This window comes from Romboutsia lituseburensis (genome assembly GCF_024723825.1).
Lineage (GTDB): Bacteria > Bacillota > Clostridia > Peptostreptococcales > Peptostreptococcaceae > Romboutsia_F > Romboutsia_F lituseburensis_A.
In genome coordinates, this window is sequence record NZ_JANQBQ010000001.1 from 2,068,451 (window position 1) to 2,089,612 (window position 21,162).

Below are 21,162 nucleotides of genomic sequence, written 5' to 3' on the forward strand. Positions count from 1 at the left end.
ATTTACCTCCGTTAGCATTTATATCTATCTTTCTTCAATTAATTTGATTTCTTCTTCCGTTAACTCTCTATATTCTCCTAAGGCTAGGTTTTCATCTAGCTTTAATTTACCCATAGAAAGTCTTTTTAAGTATACTACTTTTTTATCTACGCTCTCAAACATTCTTTTTACTTGGTGAAATTTACCTTCATGTATAGTAAGCTCTATCTCTGATATTTCATCACTTTTTAATATTTTTAACTGTGATGGCATAGTTTCATATCCATCATCAAGAGTTACTCCTTTTTCAAATGCAATTATATCTTCATCTGTTACAATTCCTTCTATTTTTGCATAATAAGTTTTAGGTACATGCTTTTTAGGAGATAAAACTCTATGAGAAAGTTGTCCATCATTAGTTAAAACTAATAATCCTTCTGTATCTTTGTCTAGTCTTCCTACTGGAAATGGTCCAAATACTAAATATGAAGGATCTATTAAGTCTAGCACTATTGGATCATGTCTATCAAAAGTAGCTGATATATATCCATCTGGCTTATTTAACATTATGTACACAAATTCTCTATAATTAACCTTCTCTCCATCAAATATTATTTCATCATTTTGTGGATCTACTTGAAGTCCTGGATTATTTACAATTTTTCCATTTACACTTATTATTCCATATTTACAGTATTTTTTTATTTCAGCTCTACTACCACATCCTATATTTGAAAGTATCTTATCTATACGTAATTTTTTAGCCATTAAAAATGTTCTCCATTCTCATAGTATTTTTCTTTTTCAAATACCGTAAATGCTAAATCCATACTTTCTATATTTAGATTTTTTCTTATATTCTCAGTTATTATTTTTGCTACTATATCTTGTACTTCTTGTCCTCTATCAAACCATGCTACTTCTACAAATGGATAAACATCCGCTATTTTACCATCTCTTATAGCAACTGATTTTATACATTCAATTTCAAAGTAGTCTCTAGGGCATTTTACTGCTTCTACTAGCTCATCTACCATTTTCTCGCTTATTTTACATATGTCATTTTCATTTATTCCTCTTACTTTTATCTGTGGCATAATAACCTTCCTTTCTATTTACTTAAATTTTAATTATAAGTATTAATTTTATAGATTTATTTTATAATAAATTTCAACTATATTTTTGCATTAAAATTTAATATTTTATTAGATATCATCTGATTTTCCTCAATTTTTTTCAAATTTATACTTATTTATAGATATTATTATACTTTTAATTTAATGTTATTACAATTTACTATGTACTTTTTTTAAAGAAACGTTATAATATTAAGTGATGGGTAAATTTTAAATTTGATGATTTTTTAACAAATTAATTATATGGAGGTTGCATTATGTTAGTTTCAGCTAAAGAAATGTTAAATAAAGCGAGAGAAGGAAAATATGCAGTAGGTCAATTCAACATCAATAACTTAGAATGGACAAAGGCGGTTTTATTAACTGCTCAGGAAAACAATTCGCCAGTTATCTTAGGTGTATCTGAAGGTGCTGGTAAGTACATGGGTGGTTACAAAACTATAGTTGGTATGGTTAACGGACTTTTAGAAGAATTAAACATAACTGTTCCAGTAGCTCTACACTTAGATCACGGTAGTTATGATGGAGCTTTAAAAGTAATAGAAGCAGGATTCTCTTCTGTTATGTTTGATGGATCTCACTACGCTATAGAAGAAAATATAGCTAAAACTAAAGAAATAGTTGAAATAGCTCATGCTAAGGGAATATCTGTAGAAGCAGAAGTTGGTTCTATAGGTGGAGAAGAAGATGGTGTTGTTGGAACTGGTGAAGTTGCAGATCCAGCTGAATGTAAGTTAATAGCAGATTTAGGTGTTGATATGTTAGCTGCTGGTATAGGTAACATACATGGTCAATATCCAGAAAACTGGGCAGGATTAAGCTTCGATGCTTTAGAAGCTATAAACAACACTACAGGAACTATGCCATTAGTATTACACGGAGGAACTGGTATACCTGCTGATATGATACAAAAAGCTATATCTTTAGGTGTTTCTAAAATAAACGTTAATACTGAGTGCCAATTAGCTTTCGCCGCTGCAACTCGTGGATACGTAGAAGCTGGTAAAGACTTACAAGGTAAAGGATTTGACCCTCGTAAACTTTTAGCTCCAGGATTTGAAGCTATAAAAGCTACAGTTAAAGAAAAAATGGAATTATTCGGTTCTGTAAATAAAGCTTAATTTGTAAATCGATCATAAGAATGTAATTCTATATAAATTTAAAATTTATATTTAAAATGATAAAAAGAGAGTATCTTTAATTTATTAAAGATACTCTCTTTATTTTAATTTATATTAACTATAAAATTTCGAAGCGCCTACTAGTTGTCTCTTACCTACTAGTTTAGCTAAATTAGTAAGAGATGCAATTTTAATTTCTTTAAAACTTACTAAAAATACAAATTTAAAGTCTGTAAATGTTTCATCTATATTATATACATCAAAGAAGCATCTTACATTATCAAATGAGTACTTATCTTGTATTTCCTCTTCAATCTCGTCTGTAGCATCTTTTATATATGCTCTTATATCCTCAAATAGTACATTGAAATAAGATTCATCTATTTCTTCTCCTAGCTCTTCAAGGACTTCTTCTAATTCAGCCATTTCAAATATATCTCCAGATAACTGACAATCAAAAGCCATTATATTTTCTTGATTAATGCTATTAGAAATATCTTGTATATACTCAAAATCTGGACGTAATTCTATAATATCCTTTACTTCTTGACTATTAACTTGGATATTACCTTTTTTATTTTGTATACTTAACTCTACCACAAGATCACCTCCCCCAAATTAAATGATACTTAACTATATGACTCTATAATCTCATTTATATCATTCCAATTTTCAACTCTCGTTATGTTTTCATGTTCAACAGATTTATTGTAATTAGTATCTATTAATAATACTGTCATACCCTCATTCGCTAATTGTAATGCATTAGCAGGATTATCTTCTATGAAGATATTACATTCTAATTCTTTAGCTTTACTTATTTTATTATCACTTCCTAATAAGTACACATCTATTGATGAAAATCCTTTATCATTTAGCCAGTTTGTTGTAACGTCTGTTAAAGATTTATTTCGAGCCGTTACAAAATAAAGATTATGCTTATTAAATAAATTAGATATTATCTCCTTAGCTCCTTCTACAACTTCAGCTTCACCATAAGAGTGTATATAAGTAGTATGGAAGTCATGTAATATTGTATCCATATCAACTCCATATAGTTCTTGCCAATCATAAGTATAGCATCCATCCTCTGTTATTTCCTTATTATATAGTTCATTTAAATAAGGAATAAAGTGGTATGGGTTTGTTATTGTTCCGTCTATATCAATACATATATTTAGTTTATTCATATTGTCCTCCCTAATTACCTATTGAACTTTCTAATCGAAAATTATATCATATGTTAAATTATAAATCAAAGCTCGTACTTTAATTATATGTATATAATACCAAAAAGCTTACCTTTTTAGGTAAGCTTTATAGTAATTTACATAAACTTGAATTTTTATTCTTCTATTTTTTTATTTAAGTCTGATATTCTATCTTTAAAGCTAGCTATTTGATTATCTGATAGCTTTAAGTATTCTGTTATTTTTCCTACATATTTTGGATTTTTAGTATCTACAAGTTTTACAGAATACTCCATAGCTTTTTCTCTTAATTCATATGCTTTTTGAACATCATTTTTAGCATTTTCTAAAACTGTTGTATACTCTTCTTTAGATAGTATTGGTACTTCAAGTTTTTCATAAGTTTTAATTACCTCACTACATTGTTTTTGAGCATACTCTAAATCTTCCTTTATATTAGATAAATTTTTTATATTTTCCGCAATATTTTTAGTATATGGCATACAATCTCTCATTGGTATAAGAGCAATTGTTTCTATATCATAGATTTGTTTTTTAAAATTAAATATAATATCTTTATCTGTCTTTTCTTTTGACTGTATTTCTTCTATAGGCTTCATTTCTTGGCTTTGCTTTTCTTTATTATCTTCGTTTAATTGTGATTGTTCCTTTTTAATGTCTTTACTATTTTCCTTTGATTGATCTTCTTTTATGCTAGCTACATCTTTATCTTTATTGTTATTTGAGTATTCTTCATTTACATTTTTATCAAAATTAGAAGCGTATCTATCATCATACTTTCCATCATTTAAATAATTTTGATAGTACATAGCCTCTTTTATTTTATTCAATCCGCTCATGTAAATATTTGTTGTGACTATGCTTGTTACTAATACTACGTAAATACTACTATATATGCAAGATCTTTTGAAATTGCTATAATTCCTAAATAACATTACTAAGGGAATAAGGTATAAAAATAAGAACACTAATACCCATCTCATTTATAAACATCTCCTTCTTTTGTATATTGAAACAAAAATCCCCCAATATACCTATTTTAACCATTTAGTTTATAGTATTTACAATTTTGTGTTTTATTAATCTAAAATTTTAATTAAATTAAAATCAGTATAATCACAAGATGCTAGTATGTACTCTACTCCATTTTTATCACCTTTAAGTCCCATTTTAAATGATTCTTTACCATGTAGATGACCATATATTACTTTTTCTACATTATACTCCTCAAAAAGCTTGGTAAATATAGAATCTTCCAATTTATCATTAGTAGGAGGATAATGAGTAATCACTATTAATTTTTTATATCCTTTTTTACAAGCAGCTTCAAGAGATAGTCTAAGTCTATTTTCTTCTCGTTTATATATTTTTAAGTCATTTTCATCAAACTTAACATCATTTGGACACATCCATCCTCTACCACCACATATAGCATAATCTCCATATTCATAGAAATTAGTTTGTAAGAAATTCATATTTTCATATAACTTATTTAGACCTGTAACAGTAGTCCACCAATAATCATGATTTCCTTTAATAAACACTTTGTTTCCTGGTAAGCTATTTATTATATCTAAATCGGATTTTGCTTCATTTAAGTTTATACCCCAAGAAGTATCTCCTAGGACTAATACTAAGTCGTCTTCCTTTACACTATTTTCCCAACTATCTATTATTTTCTGCTCATGTCCAGCCCAATTTTTACCAAATACATCCATCGGTTTATCTACTGATGTTGAAAAGTGCAAATCTCCTATTGCATATAAACTCATATCTATTTTCCTTTCTGATTATATCTTTATTTCTATATTATTTCCTAATTATTTATAATTTAAAAAAGAAAGTTATCCAATAATATGGATAACTACTTAATCACTTTTATTGTTACTATTATATTTTTCTAATAGATAATCTATTTCTTTTTTAAGATGTAATATTTCTGCTATATCTCTTTCAGTATCTATTTTATCTAATCTTCTTTGATATACAAGAGCTTTATGGGTATCACCTAAGTTATATAACTCTTGAATCTTATTTAAGACATCTCTCACTGTAATAGATTTAACTTGGCACATTACTTGGGCCTTCATTATATCTTCTCTTATTTCACTCATTTCTTGGTCTAATAAGAATGCAGCATCTGCAGCACGTCTTAATCTGATTGCTAGATTTTCTGGTATATAGTGTTCATATTTATACTTTAAAGAGTGTTCTATTGTTGCCCAGAAATTCATAGCTAAAGTTCTTATTTGTATTTCACACAATATCTCTTTTGAACCTGCTATAGAGTTTATAGGATACTTTATTATTACATGGTAACTTCTATATCCACTATCTTTAAAATTTTCTATATAGTCTTTAGTGTAAACTACAGTCATATCACTTCTACTTTGAATTAGATCTACTATAGTATATATATCTTCAACAAACTGGCACATTATTCTTATACCAGCTATATCTTCCATTTCACTTTCTATATCTTCAAGGTTAAGTCTATTAGCCTTTGAGATTATAGATCCAATTTTTTTAGTTCTACCTGTAACAAACTCTATTGGGGAATATTCTCCCTTTGTTAAGAATTCTTTTCTTATATTTTTAAACTTTACTTTTAACTCTTCAACAGCATGGTCATAAGGAGCTAATACTTCATCCCATCTTTCGTATTCCATCTCACTCACCCCTTGTTCTATTTTTGCAGCTATATCTATTTTATCATAATTTATTTTCTTTTGGTATAATAATACAATTCTCCATTATCTAATGTATAGTCTATTTTTTCTAACTCTGCCAAATAACTAATTACAGAAATTAACGAAGATCTAAAGAAATGATATTCTTTATAATTATTTTTTAAATCATTCTTTAATATTATATTTTTTAACAAGTTATCTATACCCATAGGTACTTTTAACTCTTCTGTTATTTGATTTATATACTTATTTATTGCATTTATATGTTCATTTATCAATTCTTCACTATTATCTTTTGATATTACTGTTTTACTATGTCCTAAAACTAAATAATCATATTCTATATATTTTAATTTATTTAAAGAATCTAAATAAGCTTGCGTATCAGACATAAATAAGAAATCAAATTTAGAAAACATATCTGAACCTATTAATAAATCACCTACAAAAAGTACTTTATCAGGTGTCAGTATACCTATACATCCAGGTGTATGTCCACTAAAATCTATTATATTAAAATTTACTCCATTTATAGATAGTATTCCTTCTTTAACAACTTTATTAATTTCAATTTTTTCTGAAGATCCTTTACGTTTTAATCTACTATCCATAAATAAATTATTTTTTCCACCAAGTATATAACTCGAAAACAATTCTTGATTTTCTATAAATGCCTTTGCATACTCTGATGATATTATTTCTAAAGCTTTATAATGACTTTTAAACTGGTTACAAGAAGCATAATGATCATTATGTTCATGAGTGTTAATTATCGCCCTTAAATCAGTATTTTGTGAATCTAATATATTTATTATTTTTTTAGGCCTTAAACCACCTAAACCTGGATCTATAATTAAAGCACTATTATCTTTAAAAATATATACACCTGTATTCGTACCTCCCTTTATATAAAAGGTACTTCCATTTACTTTAGTTAACTCCATCTAATCACCCATTTTATAATAATATCTTTTTTAATCTATTTATAGCTATTTGTCTTACACTTTCATCTTTTGAAACTCTTATCTTTATATTGTAAGCAGTATCTTCATTTAACATTGAATCTATAAAATACTCTACAACCCCTCTATCCTTAAACTCTATATCTATTATTCCCTTAGAATAAATATTAGAGTCAAGTATCATCAATTCATCCGCAAAACTTAATCTTGTTGACTTATCCATATATTCATTTTGTGGAACAAATTCATCACAATATTTTATTTTATAATTCACAACTTCATCATTTATATCAAAACCGTATTTAGATTTTATTACTTTATTGTAATCTATATTCCTTTGAGTTACATTTGCTAAGTTTTTATTATAATCGTCTTTCTTCCAATGACCAAATAACCTACAATTTAATGGTCTTACTTCATATATAAGGCATCTATTATCTTTATCTTTAAAAGGGCATGAACTTTTTTGAACAAATTCTAAAAAATAATAATCTAAAACTTTGCTTAAACATTTCTTTCTTAGTTTATCATTACTTTTTAAATGCTCAAATATATTTATAAACTCTATCAAATTTATACCTACAGACTCCATGCAACAATTACCACATCCTGTACAGTTTCCACTTGGTAAAGTAGCATAAATGTTATTTAGTCTATCAAACATTTTGTTTTTTTTACAATAATCTATACAATTTAAAATATCATTCTTTTTTATACTAGTCATTATTATTACTCCTTGTTATAATTATTAAGTTAATACAAACAATTATTATAACACATTTTTTAAGACTTATTATAGGAGGCAATTTTATGAATAGATATACTAAGATAATAAATATGATGGATAGTTACTTCACTAAGGATTACGAAAAAACTAAGAAAAACATAACAAAGGTAAGAGAAGTAAGAGAAGAGACAGTTAGAAAATTTTTCTTACAAGGTGATTGTGAAGTTTTAGTAGTATTCGAGGAGACTGGAAGAGAAATACTTATAGATGATTTCTCTCCTGAAGATGAAATAAGAAAATACCTAGGACCTAAATTTATACCTAAAAAAAGATAATAAAATGGATGCATATGCATCCATTTTTTATGCTTAAGGGTATTATGATACTTGATTTCATGTTGATAACTCATGAAAGTAAGTTATATCAACAAATTGGTTTTAGGCATAAAAAAACATTTTGAGCAACGGACGAAGTCGTTGGCGACATGAGTGAAGCGAATTTTTTATTTTTGATTTTTATGTATAAACTAAATATATATGTCCATACTAGTAATATAAAATTAAATATTTAACTCAATCTCCCCCAATTTTGAGCTTTCGTTCCCCCAACGAAAGCTCTTTTATTTATTAAAACTAGTTAATAATTAATTTATAAGATATAATGTTTCTAATATGAATTTAGAAATGAGGTATAAACATGATAACTGTCGCAAACTTAAACTTAGATACAGACTTTGAATATAGAGTTATAAGAGAAGAAGATAATGATATAGATTTATTTGTAGATTTGAATTACCGTAGCCTAGATATAGATAATAATGGTTCCGATTTATTCGGTTCTAGAATTCAATTTCCCTTTGTAAGGTCTATAATACTTAGACTAAATAAAAATACTCATGATATGACTGTTCATCTTATGAGGGATATAGATCTATTCTCTGCTTTTGCTAATTTTGAAGTAAATTATGAAGGTTCTGTTATTAACATAAAAAATAATTTTGAAAAAGTATCTATGTTTAAATCTGATATATAGATATTTTATTATAACCACAAAAAGGGGGCCTTAATAGGCCCCTCTTATTGTGTTATGTTTATTTAGTTACATTGTATTACGTTTTAATTGCATAGTCAATGTAATTTTTCTGAATTTTTATAAAATTAATTTATTTCTTTCTGTATCTGATTATTTTTTTTCATTTAACTTAGTTTTGCATGATGGATATATTGTTTTATATATATCAACTAACTCAGTAACTAATGGTAATCTTGGGTTAGCTGGAGTACATTGATCATCAAATGCGTCTAAAGCTAATTTTTCTATTGCATCAAGATATGCTTTTTCTTCTATTCCACATTCTTGGATAGACATTGGCATATTTACTTCTTTCATTAAGTTTCTAACAGCTTCTACTAAGCTCTTAACACCTTCTTCTGTAGTGTTAGCTTTTAATCCTAACATCTTAGCTATTTCTGCATATTTTTTATCTGCTACAAATGACTTATATCTTGGGAATGCAGCAAACTTAGTTGGCATAGCTGCATTGTATTCTATTACGTGTGGTAATAATATAGCATTTGCTCTACCATGTGGTATATGGAATTCTGATCCTAACTTATGAGCTAACGAGTGGTTTACTCCTAAGAAAGCATTCGCAAACGCCATACCTGCCATACAAGATGCATTGTGCATTTTTTCTCTAGCTTCTTTACCTTCTGCAGTGTTAGCTCCTTTGTATGATTTTGGTAAGTAATCAAATACCATTTGTATAGCTTTCATAGCTAAAGCATCTGTATAATCAGTTGCCATTATAGATACATAAGCTTCTATAGCATGAGTTAATACGTCTAAACCTGTATCTGCAGTAACAGCTGCTGGTACTGACATTACGAAAGCAGGGTCTATTATAGCTACATCTGGAGTTAATTCATAATCAGCTAAAGGATACTTAACGTTGTTTACTTTATCAGTTATAACTGCGAAAGAAGTTACTTCTGAACCTGTTCCTGAAGTAGTTGGTATAGCTACCATTTTAGCTTGTCTTCCTAATTTAGGGAACTTGTATATTCTCTTTCTTATATCCATGAACTTAAGTCTTAAATCTTCAAAATCTGCTTCTGGGTTTTCGTAGAATAACCACATACCTTTAGCAGCATCCATTGCAGATCCTCCACCTAAAGCTATTATTGTATCTGGCTTGAACTTTCTCATTGCTTCAGCACCATTTAATACTGTATCTACAGATGGATCTGGTTCTACATCAGCAAATACTTCTATCATAACTGGATTTCTTCTTTTTCTTAAGTTGTATTCTAATTTATCAACATATCCTAATTGAACCATCATTCTATCAGTAACTATCATTACTCTTTCAACATTTGGTAATTTTTCTAAGTATTGTATTGAACCAACTTCATGATATATTCTTTCAGGAACCTTGAACCATTGCATATTTACTCTCCTCTTAGTAACTTTCTTAACGTTTATTAAGTTTACAGCAGATACGTTGTCTGTTGTAGAGTTATTACCCATTGATCCACATCCTAAAGTTAATGATGGAGTATTTACATTGTATATATCTCCTATAGCTCCATGAGTAGATGGTGCATTTACTAATAATCTTCCTGTTCTTACTCTATTTCCAAACTCTAATATTACATCATCATTATTTGAATGTATAACTGCTGAATGTCCTAATCCTCCAAATTCAGTCATATCTACACATCTTTGGATTCCTTCTTTAGCATCTTTAGCTTTTATACAAGCCAATACTGGACTTAATTTTTCTTTTGATAATGGATGATCCATTCCTACTCCACCTATTTCAGCTACTAACATTTTAGCATCTTTAGGTACTTCAAATCCTGCCATTTTAGCTATTGTGTATGGACTTTGTCCAACTATATTAGGGTTTAATGATTTTGTTTCTGGATTTATAACAGTTTTTTCTAATAATTCTTTTTCTTTTGCATTTACAAAGTAGCAGTTATAAGATTTCATTAATCCTACTACTTCATCATATATACATTCTTCTACTATAACAGCTTGCTCAGATGCACATATCATACCGTTATCGAATGTTTTAGATAATATTAAATCATTTACTGCTTGTTTAACATCTGCACTCTTTTCTATGAAACAAGGTACGTTTCCTGCTCCAACTCCTAGTGCTGGCTTTCCTGAAGAGTAAGCTGACTTAACCATTCCAGGTCCTCCAGTTGCTAGTATTAAAGATACTCCATTATGCTTCATTAATGCACTTGATGCCTCTAATGATGGAACTTCTATCCATTGTACACAATTTTCAGGTGCTCCAGCTTCTATAGCTGCATCTCTTAATATTCTAGCTGCTTCTGCTGAACATTTTTGAGCTGATGGATGGAAACTGAATATTATTGGATTTCTTCCCTTCATAGCTATTAATGTTTTGAACATTGTAGTTGAAGTTGGATTTGTAACAGGAGTAACTCCAGCTACTACACCTATTGGCTCTGCAACCATCATGTATCCTTCTTCATCGTTTTCTTCTATTACCCCAACCGTTTTCTTATACTTTATACTATTATAAACGTATTCTGTTGCGAATATGTTTTTAGTTACTTTATCTTCAAATATACCTCTTTGAGTTTCTTCAACTGCCATTTGAGCAAGTTCTATATGCTTATCTAGACCTGCCTTAGCCATAGCTGCTACTATTTTATCAACCGCTTCTTGGTCTAACTTTAACATAGCTTCTTTTGCTACGTTAGCTTTTTCTACTAAATCGTTTATCATGTTTTCTACACTGAATTCTTGCTTTACTTCTTTAGCTTTTTTAACTTCTTTACTCATCCTGTTGGTCCTCCCAAATGATAATTTATATTAAACTGCGTTAGTTATTTAACAAACTTGCTATATTTAGATAATACATTAACACCCTAAATGTGTCAATATTTTTTGTTATTTTTTTATCTTTTCAAATAATTGAAAACGTTTTTATTTTAATTCACTAGTAAATTACTTCTTTTTCTAACCTTTTAATATACTTTTAAATACTGTTTTTATAAATATTTTATTTTTGTTAAGTATTAGTTAAATTTTAATCAATATTTTATGATATCTTTTCTTCATAAAATTTTTATATCTTTTTTATTATTTATATAGTGTTAAAAAATTATTCTTATTTTTTTCTTATACTATTTATATATTTTTTAATATTTTACCAATAAAAAAATGATAAAATTTAAAATTTAGATTTTATCATTTTTATACTCATTTATATTTAATATTTTATTTAAACTCAACTACAACATTTTTATATCCTATATTTTTAAGCATATTTTGTATACTAGTTTTTGTGCTTCTTTTAATTTCTTCCATTAAACCTTCCTTTAATGCTTTTTCTTCATATTCTTTTTTATACTTATTTATATCATCTAATACTTCTTGAATTTCCAACTTATTAAACAAAGAACTTTTAACATCATATACATATATATTATCACTATCTATATAATGATCTAATATTTCACATTTATCTATTTGTATTTGTATAGACTCTCCATTATTTTTTACTATCTTTATATCTTCTGGTTTTACCCCTCCATTAATTATTCCATTGTATTTTATTATAAATGATTTTTCTGTAAATGGTATTTTCATCTCATTTATACTTTTATCCTTTTTAACAGTTATTACATTAGTATAATTATACTTTACTGTACTTAAATCTAACACTTGGCTTATGGTATTCATAACTCTATCAGTATCTTTATATATATTTTGATTGCTTTTAAATTTATGTATAAAATATGAACCTGTTATTACCAGTATTAAAATGGGTAATAATATAAGTACTTTCTCAATTTTTTTCGATTTTCGTAACACATCGTTTCCTCCTTTTGATATAATATTTTTGTTATTAACAAATATATTTATAAAGGCTACAAAAATATTACATATTAAAATTTTATTGATTAATATTTTGTTAATTTAAATTATACATTTTTAGCATATTATCAAATCGTATATATGTTACGTTATGAAAGGAGTATTTAATATGACATTATCAGTTTTCGGACATAAGAATCCAGATACAGATTCTATATGTTCTTCAATTTCATTAGCTCACTTAAAAAATGAATTAGGTGAAAAAGCTATACCTTACACTCTAGGAGAGGTAAGAAAAGAAGCTTTATATGCTTTAGATTACTTTAAAGTAGAAGCTCCTCAAATTTTAAAAAATGTAAAAATAGAAGTTAAAGATTTAAGCTATGATAAAGTAGAAGCTTTATCATTATCATCATCTATACTAGAAGCTTATAATCTTATGGAAAGTACTCAAGTTAAAACTTTACCTATAGTATCTAATGACGGTGAGTTCATAGGATTAGTTACTATGCAAGAAATAGCTAAGAGTTTACTTCACCAACATTTCAATACTATACATACATCTTTATCTAATATATGCAAGAATCTTGATGGTTCAGTACTTGTAAATTGTAATGAAGACATAAAAGGTAGAGTAGTTACTTTATCTTTTGGTATGGACAGTGTTATGGACATATTAAAAGAAGGAGATATAGCTCTAGTAGGAGATAGATACGATATAATAGAATATGCTATAGATGCTAAAGTTAAACTTTTAGTTTTAGCTGGCTCAACTACTATCTCTGATGATTTATTAAGCTTAGCTAAGCAAAACGGAGTTTCTGTTGTATCTGTAAAATCTGATACATACAAAACATCTAATGTAATAAATCAATGTAACTTCTTAAGCGATATTGTTTTAACTGAAAACTTAGTTATTTTCAATGAAAATGATTATGCAGATGATATAAAAAATACAATGTTAAATACAAACTTTAGAGCTTATCCTGTTATTAACAATGATAAGAAATTCTTAGGGCTAGTATCTAGAAAACATCTTCTAAATCCAACTAAGAAAAATGTTGTATTAGTTGACCATAATGAATATGCTCAAAGTGCAGATGGTATAGAGCAAGCTAATATAGTTGAAATAGTTGACCATCATAAAATAGGAGGAATAGCTACTGATGTTCCTATGTCATTCAGAGTTATGCCTGTTGGATGTACTTGTACTATTGTTTATCAAATGTACAAAGAAAATAATGTTGAAGTACCTAAGCATATAGCTGGTCTTTTATTATCAGCTATATTATCAGATACCTTATTATTTAAATCTCCAACTACTACAGATATGGATAAAAAAGCTTGCGAAGAATTAAGTAAAATAGCTGATGTAGATATGGAAAGCTATGCTATGGAAATGTTCAAAGCAGGGACTTCATTAGATGAATATAGCATAGAAGAAATAGTAAACATGGACTTCAAAGAGTTTAGTATGAGCGGAAAAAGAGTTGGTATAGGTCAAGTATTCACTTTAGATATAGACTCTATATTTGCTAAAAAAGATGAATTCTTATCTTATATAAACTCTACTGATTATGATATGTTAGTTTTAGCTATAACTGATATAATAAAAGAAGGTTCTTACTTAATATACAAAGCTAATGATAGCGTAATATCTGAAGCCTTTAATGTAGATGCCAATCAAGGAGTATTTGCTGAAGGTGTTGTTTCTAGAAAGAAACAATTAGTTCCTAACTTAACTAGCGCTGTAAATAATATGTAATTATATACATTTTAATTAAGGTACTGACAATGTCAGTACCTTTTTATTTTTATTAAAATAAAAACACCCTCCAAATTGAGGGTGTTTTAGAAATACATAAAGGAAGGATATATCCTTCCTTACTTTAAATTAAGTCTAACCTTACTAATCAACAGTAGTGTAGGTTAAGTATTTCGGTCTAAGTTTTTGTGTTTTTAGGATTTATTTCTATAATATTTTAAAACAAAGTAGTTAGATTGTAAATAGTTTGTTTTAAAATATAATTGGAAATTATTACATTTTTTCTACGTCAGAGTAATCTTCACCAAATGTTTCAACTGTTACAGACTTCATAACTTGTGGAGTTTTAGGTCTATCAGCTCTATCTGTAGCTGTTGTAGCTATTTCATTTACAACATCCATGCCTTCTATTACTCTACCAAATCCAGCATATTGCCCATCTAAATGTGGAGAGTTTTTGTGCATTATAAAGAATTGAGAACCAGCTGAGTTTGGTGCCATAGTTCTAGCCATTGATAATACTCCTGGCTCATGCTTTAAGTTATTAGTAAATCCATTACCTCTAAATTCTCCTTTTATAGCATGTCCTGGTCCACCCATACCATTTCCATCTGGGCATCCACCTTGTATCATAAATCCTTCTATTACTCTGTGGAATCCTACTCCATTGTAGAATCCTTGATTAATTAATGTTACAAAGTTCTTTACTGTGTTAGGAGCTATATGTGGGTATAACTCTGCTACTATTTTATTTCCATTTTCCATTTCTATAGTTACTATTGGGTTTTTATTTTCCATATTCATCTTCCTTTCATTATTAAAACTTTTATATGTAATCTTACTCTATTATTATATACTAACTTCTAGAAAAATCTCACAAAATTTTTAATTTAAATTTTTTATATAAAATTATTAAATTTAAAATTTCACGTTATCGTGAAAATATAATTATTGATTTAGATCATCTATTATTATTTATTGTTCTCTAGCAATTTTGTTTTACCATCCACTATTGATATTATCCTATCTGCATTTTGAGCTACACTATCATTATGAGTTATCATTATCAAGGTTTGGTTATACTTTTTTATAGACTTCTTAAGTAAATTCATAACTTCTGTTGTTGTTTTAGTGTCTAAATTTCCAGTAGGTTCATCAGCAAGTATTATAGCAGGTTTCGCTGCTAATGCTCTAGCTATAGCCACTCTTTGTTGTTGACCTCCTGATAATTGATTTGGTAAATGTTTTTGCCTTTCAGTCAAGCCTAAAAACTCCATCAAATCATCTATGTATGCTCTATCTATGTTAGCTTTATCTAACATTAAAGGCATTTCTATATTTTCTCTAACAGTAAGTACTGGTATTAAATTATACTGTTGAAATATAAATCCTATCTTTTTTCTTCTATATTGTGCTAGTTTATTTTCTGATAGTTTATATATATCTTGATTTTCTATTTTTACAGTTCCTTTTGTTGGTCTTTCAAGTCCTCCTAGTAAATGAAGCATTGTAGATTTTCCACTTCCACTTGGCCCTATTATTGCAACAAACTCCCCTTTTTCAATATATATATTAGCATTATCAAGTGCATTTACTTGAGTTTCATCTTTTCCATAAATTTTTGTAAGATTTATAGTTTCTAGTATTTTCATTTAAATATTTCCCCTTTATATAAATTCTTTTTAATATTTTATTTAAACCATTATTAGTATTTTAGGTCTTTCCTAATCCAACGCACTAATAGTTTCAACTATTGATAAATCTTTTATTTTCTTTGACGGTAAATAAGTTGCTATAAATCCTATTAATATATTTATAAATATCACTAATACATAACTTTGCCATTGAATTGTAAATTTAGGACTTATAAGTAATGGATTTATGTATTTAAATAATATTACTTGTCCTAATAATCCAAATATAATAGACAAAATACTCGCAATCACGCCATATGTAACTCCCTCAAATTTTATCATCTTTTTAAATTCTTTGTTAGTTATTCCAATAGCTCTTATCATACCAAATTCATTTGTTCTTGATATTAAGCTATAACTTACATTGTTCATTATATTAAATAAACTTATAACAAATAAAACCACCATAATTGAGTAAATGAATATTAATTTATTTTTTTGTAATAAGTCTATTTCTCCTCTTTCTTGACCTAAATCTCTTACAGTACTTCCTTGTACTTTATTAGATATTTTAAATATTTCATCACTTAGTTTTTTAGAATCTGCACCTTGTTTTTTATCAACATTTACTATTTGATAATTATCAAATCCTATAGTTGAGTTAAATTGACTCGATGGCATAATCACATCAACACTATCATGCCCAGTATAATAATCCGACGTGTCTATAAGTTCATCAACTATTCCTCCAACTACAAACTCCTTTGTCACATATTTTCCATCTTTTAAGTTCATTTTTAAACCATCTTCACCTAAATAAAAATTTTCTTTATATGTAACTTTAATTTTATCTCCAACTTTTAAATCAACAACATTCGGTCCAAGTGGATGTGGTATTGTTATTAATACTGTATTTTCTTTTTTCATTTTATCTATATTTATTTCACCATCTAATAAATACTTCCCTAAACCTTTTAATAAATTATCATCATATCCATAAACAGAATTTTTAAGCATAGCTTTTTTAGATTCTTTATCTTCAGTTAACAATCCATTTAATACTTTTTCCACATATGGAAAAGAATTTGCTTGTTCAAAATATAAAGGCTCTGCTATTTGAGATTTTTCTAAAGGCATTATTGAGTATAAAACTTTAACTCCATTGACAGATTGTACTCCCTTTAAATTTTTTATTTCTCTTATATCATCATTAGATAATCCCTTGTTCATATAATTTAAAGGTATCATACTTATTTTATAATCAGTATTTACATTTGAAGTTTCTGCTTCTTTTTTGCCTTGAATATTTGCTAAATGTGCATAAAAACTTGAAACTACAAAAATAGCACTTCCTAAACTCATTGATAAAACTATCATTATAAAACTTTTTTTATTTCTAAATATATTCTTAAATGAAATAGCTTTTTGAAATGATATAAATTTAATTAAAAATGAAATTGATAAAAATTGTCTTCTTCCTATTTTTTTAGAAGATATATCTTTTCTTATAGCATCCATTGGTGAAATTTTTCTTACATTTTTAAATGTTAAAAATGAGATTATTAATACTATAATTAATAAAACTATAATTGAAAATGCTAATATGTCTAATGGAATAACAAGTTTTGTAATTTCTACAGTTCCCTCTGTAAATAATCCTCCAGCTATTGAACTAAAACATTTAGCACCTATTATCCCTACTCCTATACCTATAGGAATACTTATGCCTAATAATATTAATAATTCACATAAAACTAACTTGAAAATCTGTAACGAATCTGAACCTATTGCTCTTATTACACCATATTCTGAAGTTCTTTGAAGTATTGATATATTAAATACTCCATGTATAACAATACCTGACACTATAGCTACTATAATCCCTATAGCTATAACATTATAATTAATTTCACCACTTTCTCCTAACGACTCAAGTAACATACCATTTCTATCTACATTGTCTTTATTTATATTTGCTTGTTTAGATATTTTATTTATATTTTTATTTATATCTGACTTTTCATCAAATGATACATAAGCATCTATTTTAGGTGTATTATTATTCAATGCTAAAAATCCTTCCATAACACCTATTGATTTTTCTTTTGTTCTGTCTTTTAATATACCTACTAATTTAAATGTTTCTTTTTGTTTTTTAAAAAATAAATCTATGGTTACATTTTCTCCAACTTTAGGTTTTACTCCTAAGTTTTTTAAAACCCATTCTTCTAATGCAATTTCTTTTTCTTTTGTTGGTAATTTACCATCTATTATTTTAGAATTTCCCAATTTTATATATTCTTCATTTGCTTTTTTTAGATTTATTAAAATCTCATCATTATTACTATTGGAGTCATAGTATGATGTTAAACCTACTTGCTGTATATCTTTGTTTTCCTTTATAATTTTTAATTGCTCACTATTTAAGTCCTTATATTTTACATGATAATTCCCACATTCATACTTCATTTTTGCTACATTAGCTTCTTTTGCACTTTTGGATAGTGTTCCTACTCCAATTATTAAAGCTATACTAAGAATCATACTTAAACATATTGCAAAAGTTCTGCTCTTATATTTTTTTATGTATGATGTTATTATTTTAAAATTATTTTTCATACTCTACTCCCTTCAATAAAAATATTTTTATATTACAGGTTTAAATTAACATTTAATATTTTTCCTTTCAACAAATCATGTTTTAATGGTTGTTTTTTACGTTTAAATGGTAAAATTTATTTAAATATAATAATTCAATATTTTAATTATTTATTATTCACTGTATAGTGATATTTCAAATTTTATACTTTTAATAAAAAAAGAAATGATTTATTAATGAACTTAATCATCAACAAATCATTTCTTCTTTATTTTTAAAATCTTCATTTAAAGGTATCATTATTTTTAAAATAAATTTTTCTTCACTATGCTCTATAACTACTTCTCCTAAATATTTCTTTACTACATTTTTTACATTTTTCAATCCAATTCCATGTATGAATTTATCTTTTTTAGTAGTAATTAAATTATTATTTTTATGTTTTACTTGATTTGTTTTAGTGTTTTCAATTACTATAACACAAAAATTTTCTATATACTTACTTTCTATTCTTATTTTTTTATTTAAATCATCTGTTTGTATCTTTATACAAGCTTCTATCGCATTGTCTATTATATTTGAAAATATAATACATATATCTGTCATCTGCATATAATCATTTTTAGAAAAATCTACATCTACATCAAAACCTATTGATTTTTCTTCACACAATATCTTTTTATTGTTTAATATAGAGTCAACTATCATATTTCCTGTATTAAAATTTTGATTATAATTTGTATAGTTTTTCAATCCTACTTCTATATTACCTATATAGTTTTTAGCATTTTCAATTTCATTATTTTTACACATATCTTTCATACATATCATATGGTTTTTAATATCATGATATATCTCTTTTACCTTTTCTTGCTCTTTATTCATCTTTAAATAGTAATTATACTCTTTTAAAATATTATCTGTTAATATTTTATTTTCATGTTTTATATTTTGACTCTCTATAATAGTTTTTAATATAATATAAAAAGCTATATTAGATATAATTATCATAAAAGTAATAAGTACTAATTCACTATTTAAATTATCAGTAAATGCTTTGTACCTAAATAAAGTTAATAAAGTTAAAATATTTGTTATTATAGGAATGAACACAGATAATGTAAATAATTTTTTTAATTTAATACACTTTTTTATGTATATATATATTAAATAAATTATTATACTTATTATTATTTTAATTACTAGATGTTCAGTATAACTTATAACTATGTCTACAGTTTTTATTTCTTTATATATTCCTTCATAATTAATTATCTCAATTATATTTTCCATAAAGTTTTCTAAAAAATTATATATTATTCCCCAATAAAGTATATTATGAATAATTGACTTAAAAATACCTACTTCATAACTGATTTTATAAAATATAATACAAAAAATCATATACATAAAACCATTTCTAAAAAATACAAAAAAAGCAATTAATGATAATAAAAATAATGATATGTAATTCATTTTATTAGAGGTTCTTTTTTTCTCAGAGTAATCTACTAAAAATTTAAACAATACAAAATACACAAACATATTTGTAAAATTAAATATATACCAAAATGTAGAATTATCTTGATGTACAATTCTTTCTAACATAAACATTCCCCTAATTTGCTTGTTAATTTTAATTTTAATTTTTTCATTTTATATCTACTAACTAATATTTCATTTTCTCTTATTATTAAACTATTTTGTTTTATATTTTTTACTTTATTGATGTTGATTAGATATGACCTATGACATCTATAAAAATCACTATTATTTAAGTCTTTTTCTAATTTATTAAGAGTACTATTAACTTTATATATTTTATTATCTGTATGAATTAATACTACTCTAGAATCTGTTTCCATATATAATATAGAACTCGTTGATATTCTAATAATTTCACTTAAATCAATATCTTTAAAAGCTAAGTAATTAATATTTTTTTCTTTGACTTCTTCTATACATTCTAAAATATGTTTTGAAAACTCGTCATATTTTATTGGTTTTAATAAATACCTAAAAGCTTTTACTTCATATCCTTGCTGCATAAAATCTATAATTGCAGTTGTAAAGATTATATTTACATTTGTATCAAATTTTCTTATTTTTCTAGCTGTTTCGAGACCATTTATATTTTTCATTTGTACATCTAGCAATAAAATATCTATATGCTCTGGATAATCTTTTAATATCTCTTCCCCACTTGAAAATTCAATCAATCTATATTTATCTTTATCTAAAATCTTGCTTAAATAAGTTCTTAAAATTTTTCTGTGAACTTCTTCATCTTCACAAATACCAACAGATAAAATCATTTTTTCCTCCCCCTCTTGCTTAATACTAACCTCATAATTACTTCGGTTTCATTATATCAAACTTTTTATACTTAAACTATAATCTAAACTTTATCTTTTTCATTCAAAATTAATCATTTAACCTATAATATATTTTTAGCATTATTGATTTACTACT

Annotated in this window: 20 protein-coding genes; 4 read left to right on the forward strand and 16 right to left on the reverse strand. The window is 26.3% G+C overall.

Features of this window, described 5'->3' with window-relative positions; translation table 11 throughout:
- Window positions 1-24 precede the first annotated feature (24 nt).
- Entirely contained in the window at window positions 25-747 is a 723-nt protein-coding gene (locus tag NWE74_RS09935) for a pseudouridine synthase (protein WP_258243030.1), read from the reverse strand.
- Window positions 747-1,076 carry a DUF1904 domain-containing protein gene (locus NWE74_RS09940; RefSeq protein WP_258243031.1) on the reverse strand — a complete coding sequence of 110 codons (330 nt, stop codon included), beginning with the start codon at window positions 1,074-1,076 and terminating at the stop codon, window positions 747-749. The genes NWE74_RS09935 and NWE74_RS09940 overlap by 1 nt, the downstream gene beginning before the upstream one ends.
- Before the next feature lie 296 nt (window positions 1,077-1,372).
- Here NWE74_RS09940 and fba point away from each other — a divergent pair, with 296 nt between their 5' ends.
- A complete protein-coding gene (gene fba / locus NWE74_RS09945) occupies window positions 1,373-2,236 on the forward strand; it encodes a class II fructose-1,6-bisphosphate aldolase (protein ID WP_092726494.1) in 864 nt (287 codons plus the stop codon).
- A 114-nt stretch (window positions 2,237-2,350) separates the two neighbouring features.
- On the opposite strand, the gene NWE74_RS09950 is transcribed toward fba, so the two are convergent.
- From NWE74_RS09950 to NWE74_RS09980, 7 genes are all read right to left on the reverse strand, one after another.
- Window positions 2,351-2,836: a hypothetical protein gene (locus NWE74_RS09950; protein ID WP_258243032.1), complete on the reverse strand. Its 486-nt coding sequence runs from the start codon at window positions 2,834-2,836 to the stop codon at window positions 2,351-2,353.
- A 29-nt stretch (window positions 2,837-2,865) separates the two neighbouring features.
- Window positions 2,866-3,426 carry a 5' nucleotidase, NT5C type gene (locus NWE74_RS09955; protein WP_258243033.1) on the reverse strand — a complete coding sequence of 187 codons (561 nt, stop codon included), beginning with the start codon at window positions 3,424-3,426 and terminating at the stop codon, window positions 2,866-2,868.
- Between the two features lie 155 nt (window positions 3,427-3,581).
- The gene (locus tag NWE74_RS09960; protein WP_258243034.1) at window positions 3,582-4,430 is read right to left on the reverse strand and encodes a hypothetical protein; all 849 of its coding nucleotides are present in this window, start codon (window positions 4,428-4,430) and stop codon (window positions 3,582-3,584) included.
- Window positions 4,431-4,526: 96 nt separating this feature from the next.
- Window positions 4,527-5,219: a metallophosphoesterase gene (locus NWE74_RS09965; RefSeq protein WP_258243035.1), complete on the reverse strand. Its 693-nt coding sequence runs from the start codon at window positions 5,217-5,219 to the stop codon at window positions 4,527-4,529.
- 96 nt (window positions 5,220-5,315) lie between these two features.
- Window positions 5,316-6,116, reverse strand: coding sequence for a GTP pyrophosphokinase (locus NWE74_RS09970; protein WP_258243036.1), 801 nt, complete (start codon window positions 6,114-6,116; stop codon window positions 5,316-5,318).
- 50 nt (window positions 6,117-6,166) lie between these two features.
- Window positions 6,167-7,081, reverse strand: a complete 915-nt coding sequence (locus tag NWE74_RS09975; RefSeq protein WP_258243037.1) for an MBL fold metallo-hydrolase — start codon at window positions 7,079-7,081, stop codon at window positions 6,167-6,169.
- Window positions 7,082-7,094: 13 nt separating this feature from the next.
- Window positions 7,095-7,823: a YkgJ family cysteine cluster protein gene (locus NWE74_RS09980; RefSeq protein ID WP_258243038.1), complete on the reverse strand. Its 729-nt coding sequence runs from the start codon at window positions 7,821-7,823 to the stop codon at window positions 7,095-7,097.
- Window positions 7,824-7,909: 86 nt separating this feature from the next.
- On the opposite strand from NWE74_RS09980, the gene NWE74_RS09985 reads away from it, so the two are divergent.
- Window positions 7,910-8,161 (forward strand): hypothetical protein, encoded by a 252-nt coding sequence (locus NWE74_RS09985; protein ID WP_258243039.1) that lies wholly within the window; start codon window positions 7,910-7,912, stop codon window positions 8,159-8,161.
- 361 nt (window positions 8,162-8,522) lie between these two features.
- Window positions 8,523-8,858, forward strand: a complete 336-nt coding sequence (locus NWE74_RS09990; RefSeq protein ID WP_258243040.1) for a hypothetical protein — start codon at window positions 8,523-8,525, stop codon at window positions 8,856-8,858.
- 150 nt (window positions 8,859-9,008) lie between these two features.
- On the opposite strand, the gene adhE is transcribed toward NWE74_RS09990, so the two are convergent.
- Entirely contained in the window at window positions 9,009-11,654 is a 2,646-nt protein-coding gene (adhE, locus tag NWE74_RS09995) for a bifunctional acetaldehyde-CoA/alcohol dehydrogenase (RefSeq protein WP_258243041.1), read from the reverse strand.
- Window positions 11,655-12,092: 438 nt separating this feature from the next.
- Complete coding sequence (locus tag NWE74_RS10000) at window positions 12,093-12,689, reverse strand: DUF4230 domain-containing protein (protein ID WP_258243042.1); 597 nt, start codon at window positions 12,687-12,689, stop codon at window positions 12,093-12,095.
- Window positions 12,690-12,861: 172 nt separating this feature from the next.
- On the opposite strand from NWE74_RS10000, the gene NWE74_RS10005 reads away from it, so the two are divergent.
- Window positions 12,862-14,457 carry a putative manganese-dependent inorganic diphosphatase gene (locus tag NWE74_RS10005; protein ID WP_258243043.1) on the forward strand — a complete coding sequence of 532 codons (1,596 nt, stop codon included), beginning with the start codon at window positions 12,862-12,864 and terminating at the stop codon, window positions 14,455-14,457.
- A gap of 273 nt (window positions 14,458-14,730) precedes the next feature.
- Here NWE74_RS10005 and NWE74_RS10010 read toward each other — a convergent pair whose 3' ends face one another.
- The 5 genes from NWE74_RS10010 to NWE74_RS10030 all read right to left on the reverse strand — a co-directional run bounded on the left by NWE74_RS10010 (window position 14,731) and on the right by NWE74_RS10030 (window position 21,005).
- The gene (locus tag NWE74_RS10010; RefSeq protein WP_258243044.1) at window positions 14,731-15,255 is read right to left on the reverse strand and encodes a peptidylprolyl isomerase; all 525 of its coding nucleotides are present in this window, start codon (window positions 15,253-15,255) and stop codon (window positions 14,731-14,733) included.
- 173 nt (window positions 15,256-15,428) lie between these two features.
- Window positions 15,429-16,109, reverse strand: a complete 681-nt coding sequence (locus NWE74_RS10015) for an ABC transporter ATP-binding protein (RefSeq protein WP_258243045.1) — start codon at window positions 16,107-16,109, stop codon at window positions 15,429-15,431.
- A gap of 72 nt (window positions 16,110-16,181) precedes the next feature.
- On the reverse strand, window positions 16,182-18,710 hold the full coding sequence (locus NWE74_RS10020; RefSeq protein ID WP_258243046.1) for an ABC transporter permease: 2,529 nt from the start codon (window positions 18,708-18,710) through the stop codon (window positions 16,182-16,184).
- A gap of 229 nt (window positions 18,711-18,939) precedes the next feature.
- Complete coding sequence (locus NWE74_RS10025) at window positions 18,940-20,298, reverse strand: sensor histidine kinase (protein WP_258243047.1); 1,359 nt, start codon at window positions 20,296-20,298, stop codon at window positions 18,940-18,942.
- Complete coding sequence (locus tag NWE74_RS10030) at window positions 20,292-21,005, reverse strand: LytR/AlgR family response regulator transcription factor (RefSeq protein ID WP_258243048.1); 714 nt, start codon at window positions 21,003-21,005, stop codon at window positions 20,292-20,294. The genes NWE74_RS10025 and NWE74_RS10030 overlap by 7 nt, the downstream gene beginning before the upstream one ends.
- Between the last annotated feature and the right edge of the window lie 157 nt (window positions 21,006-21,162).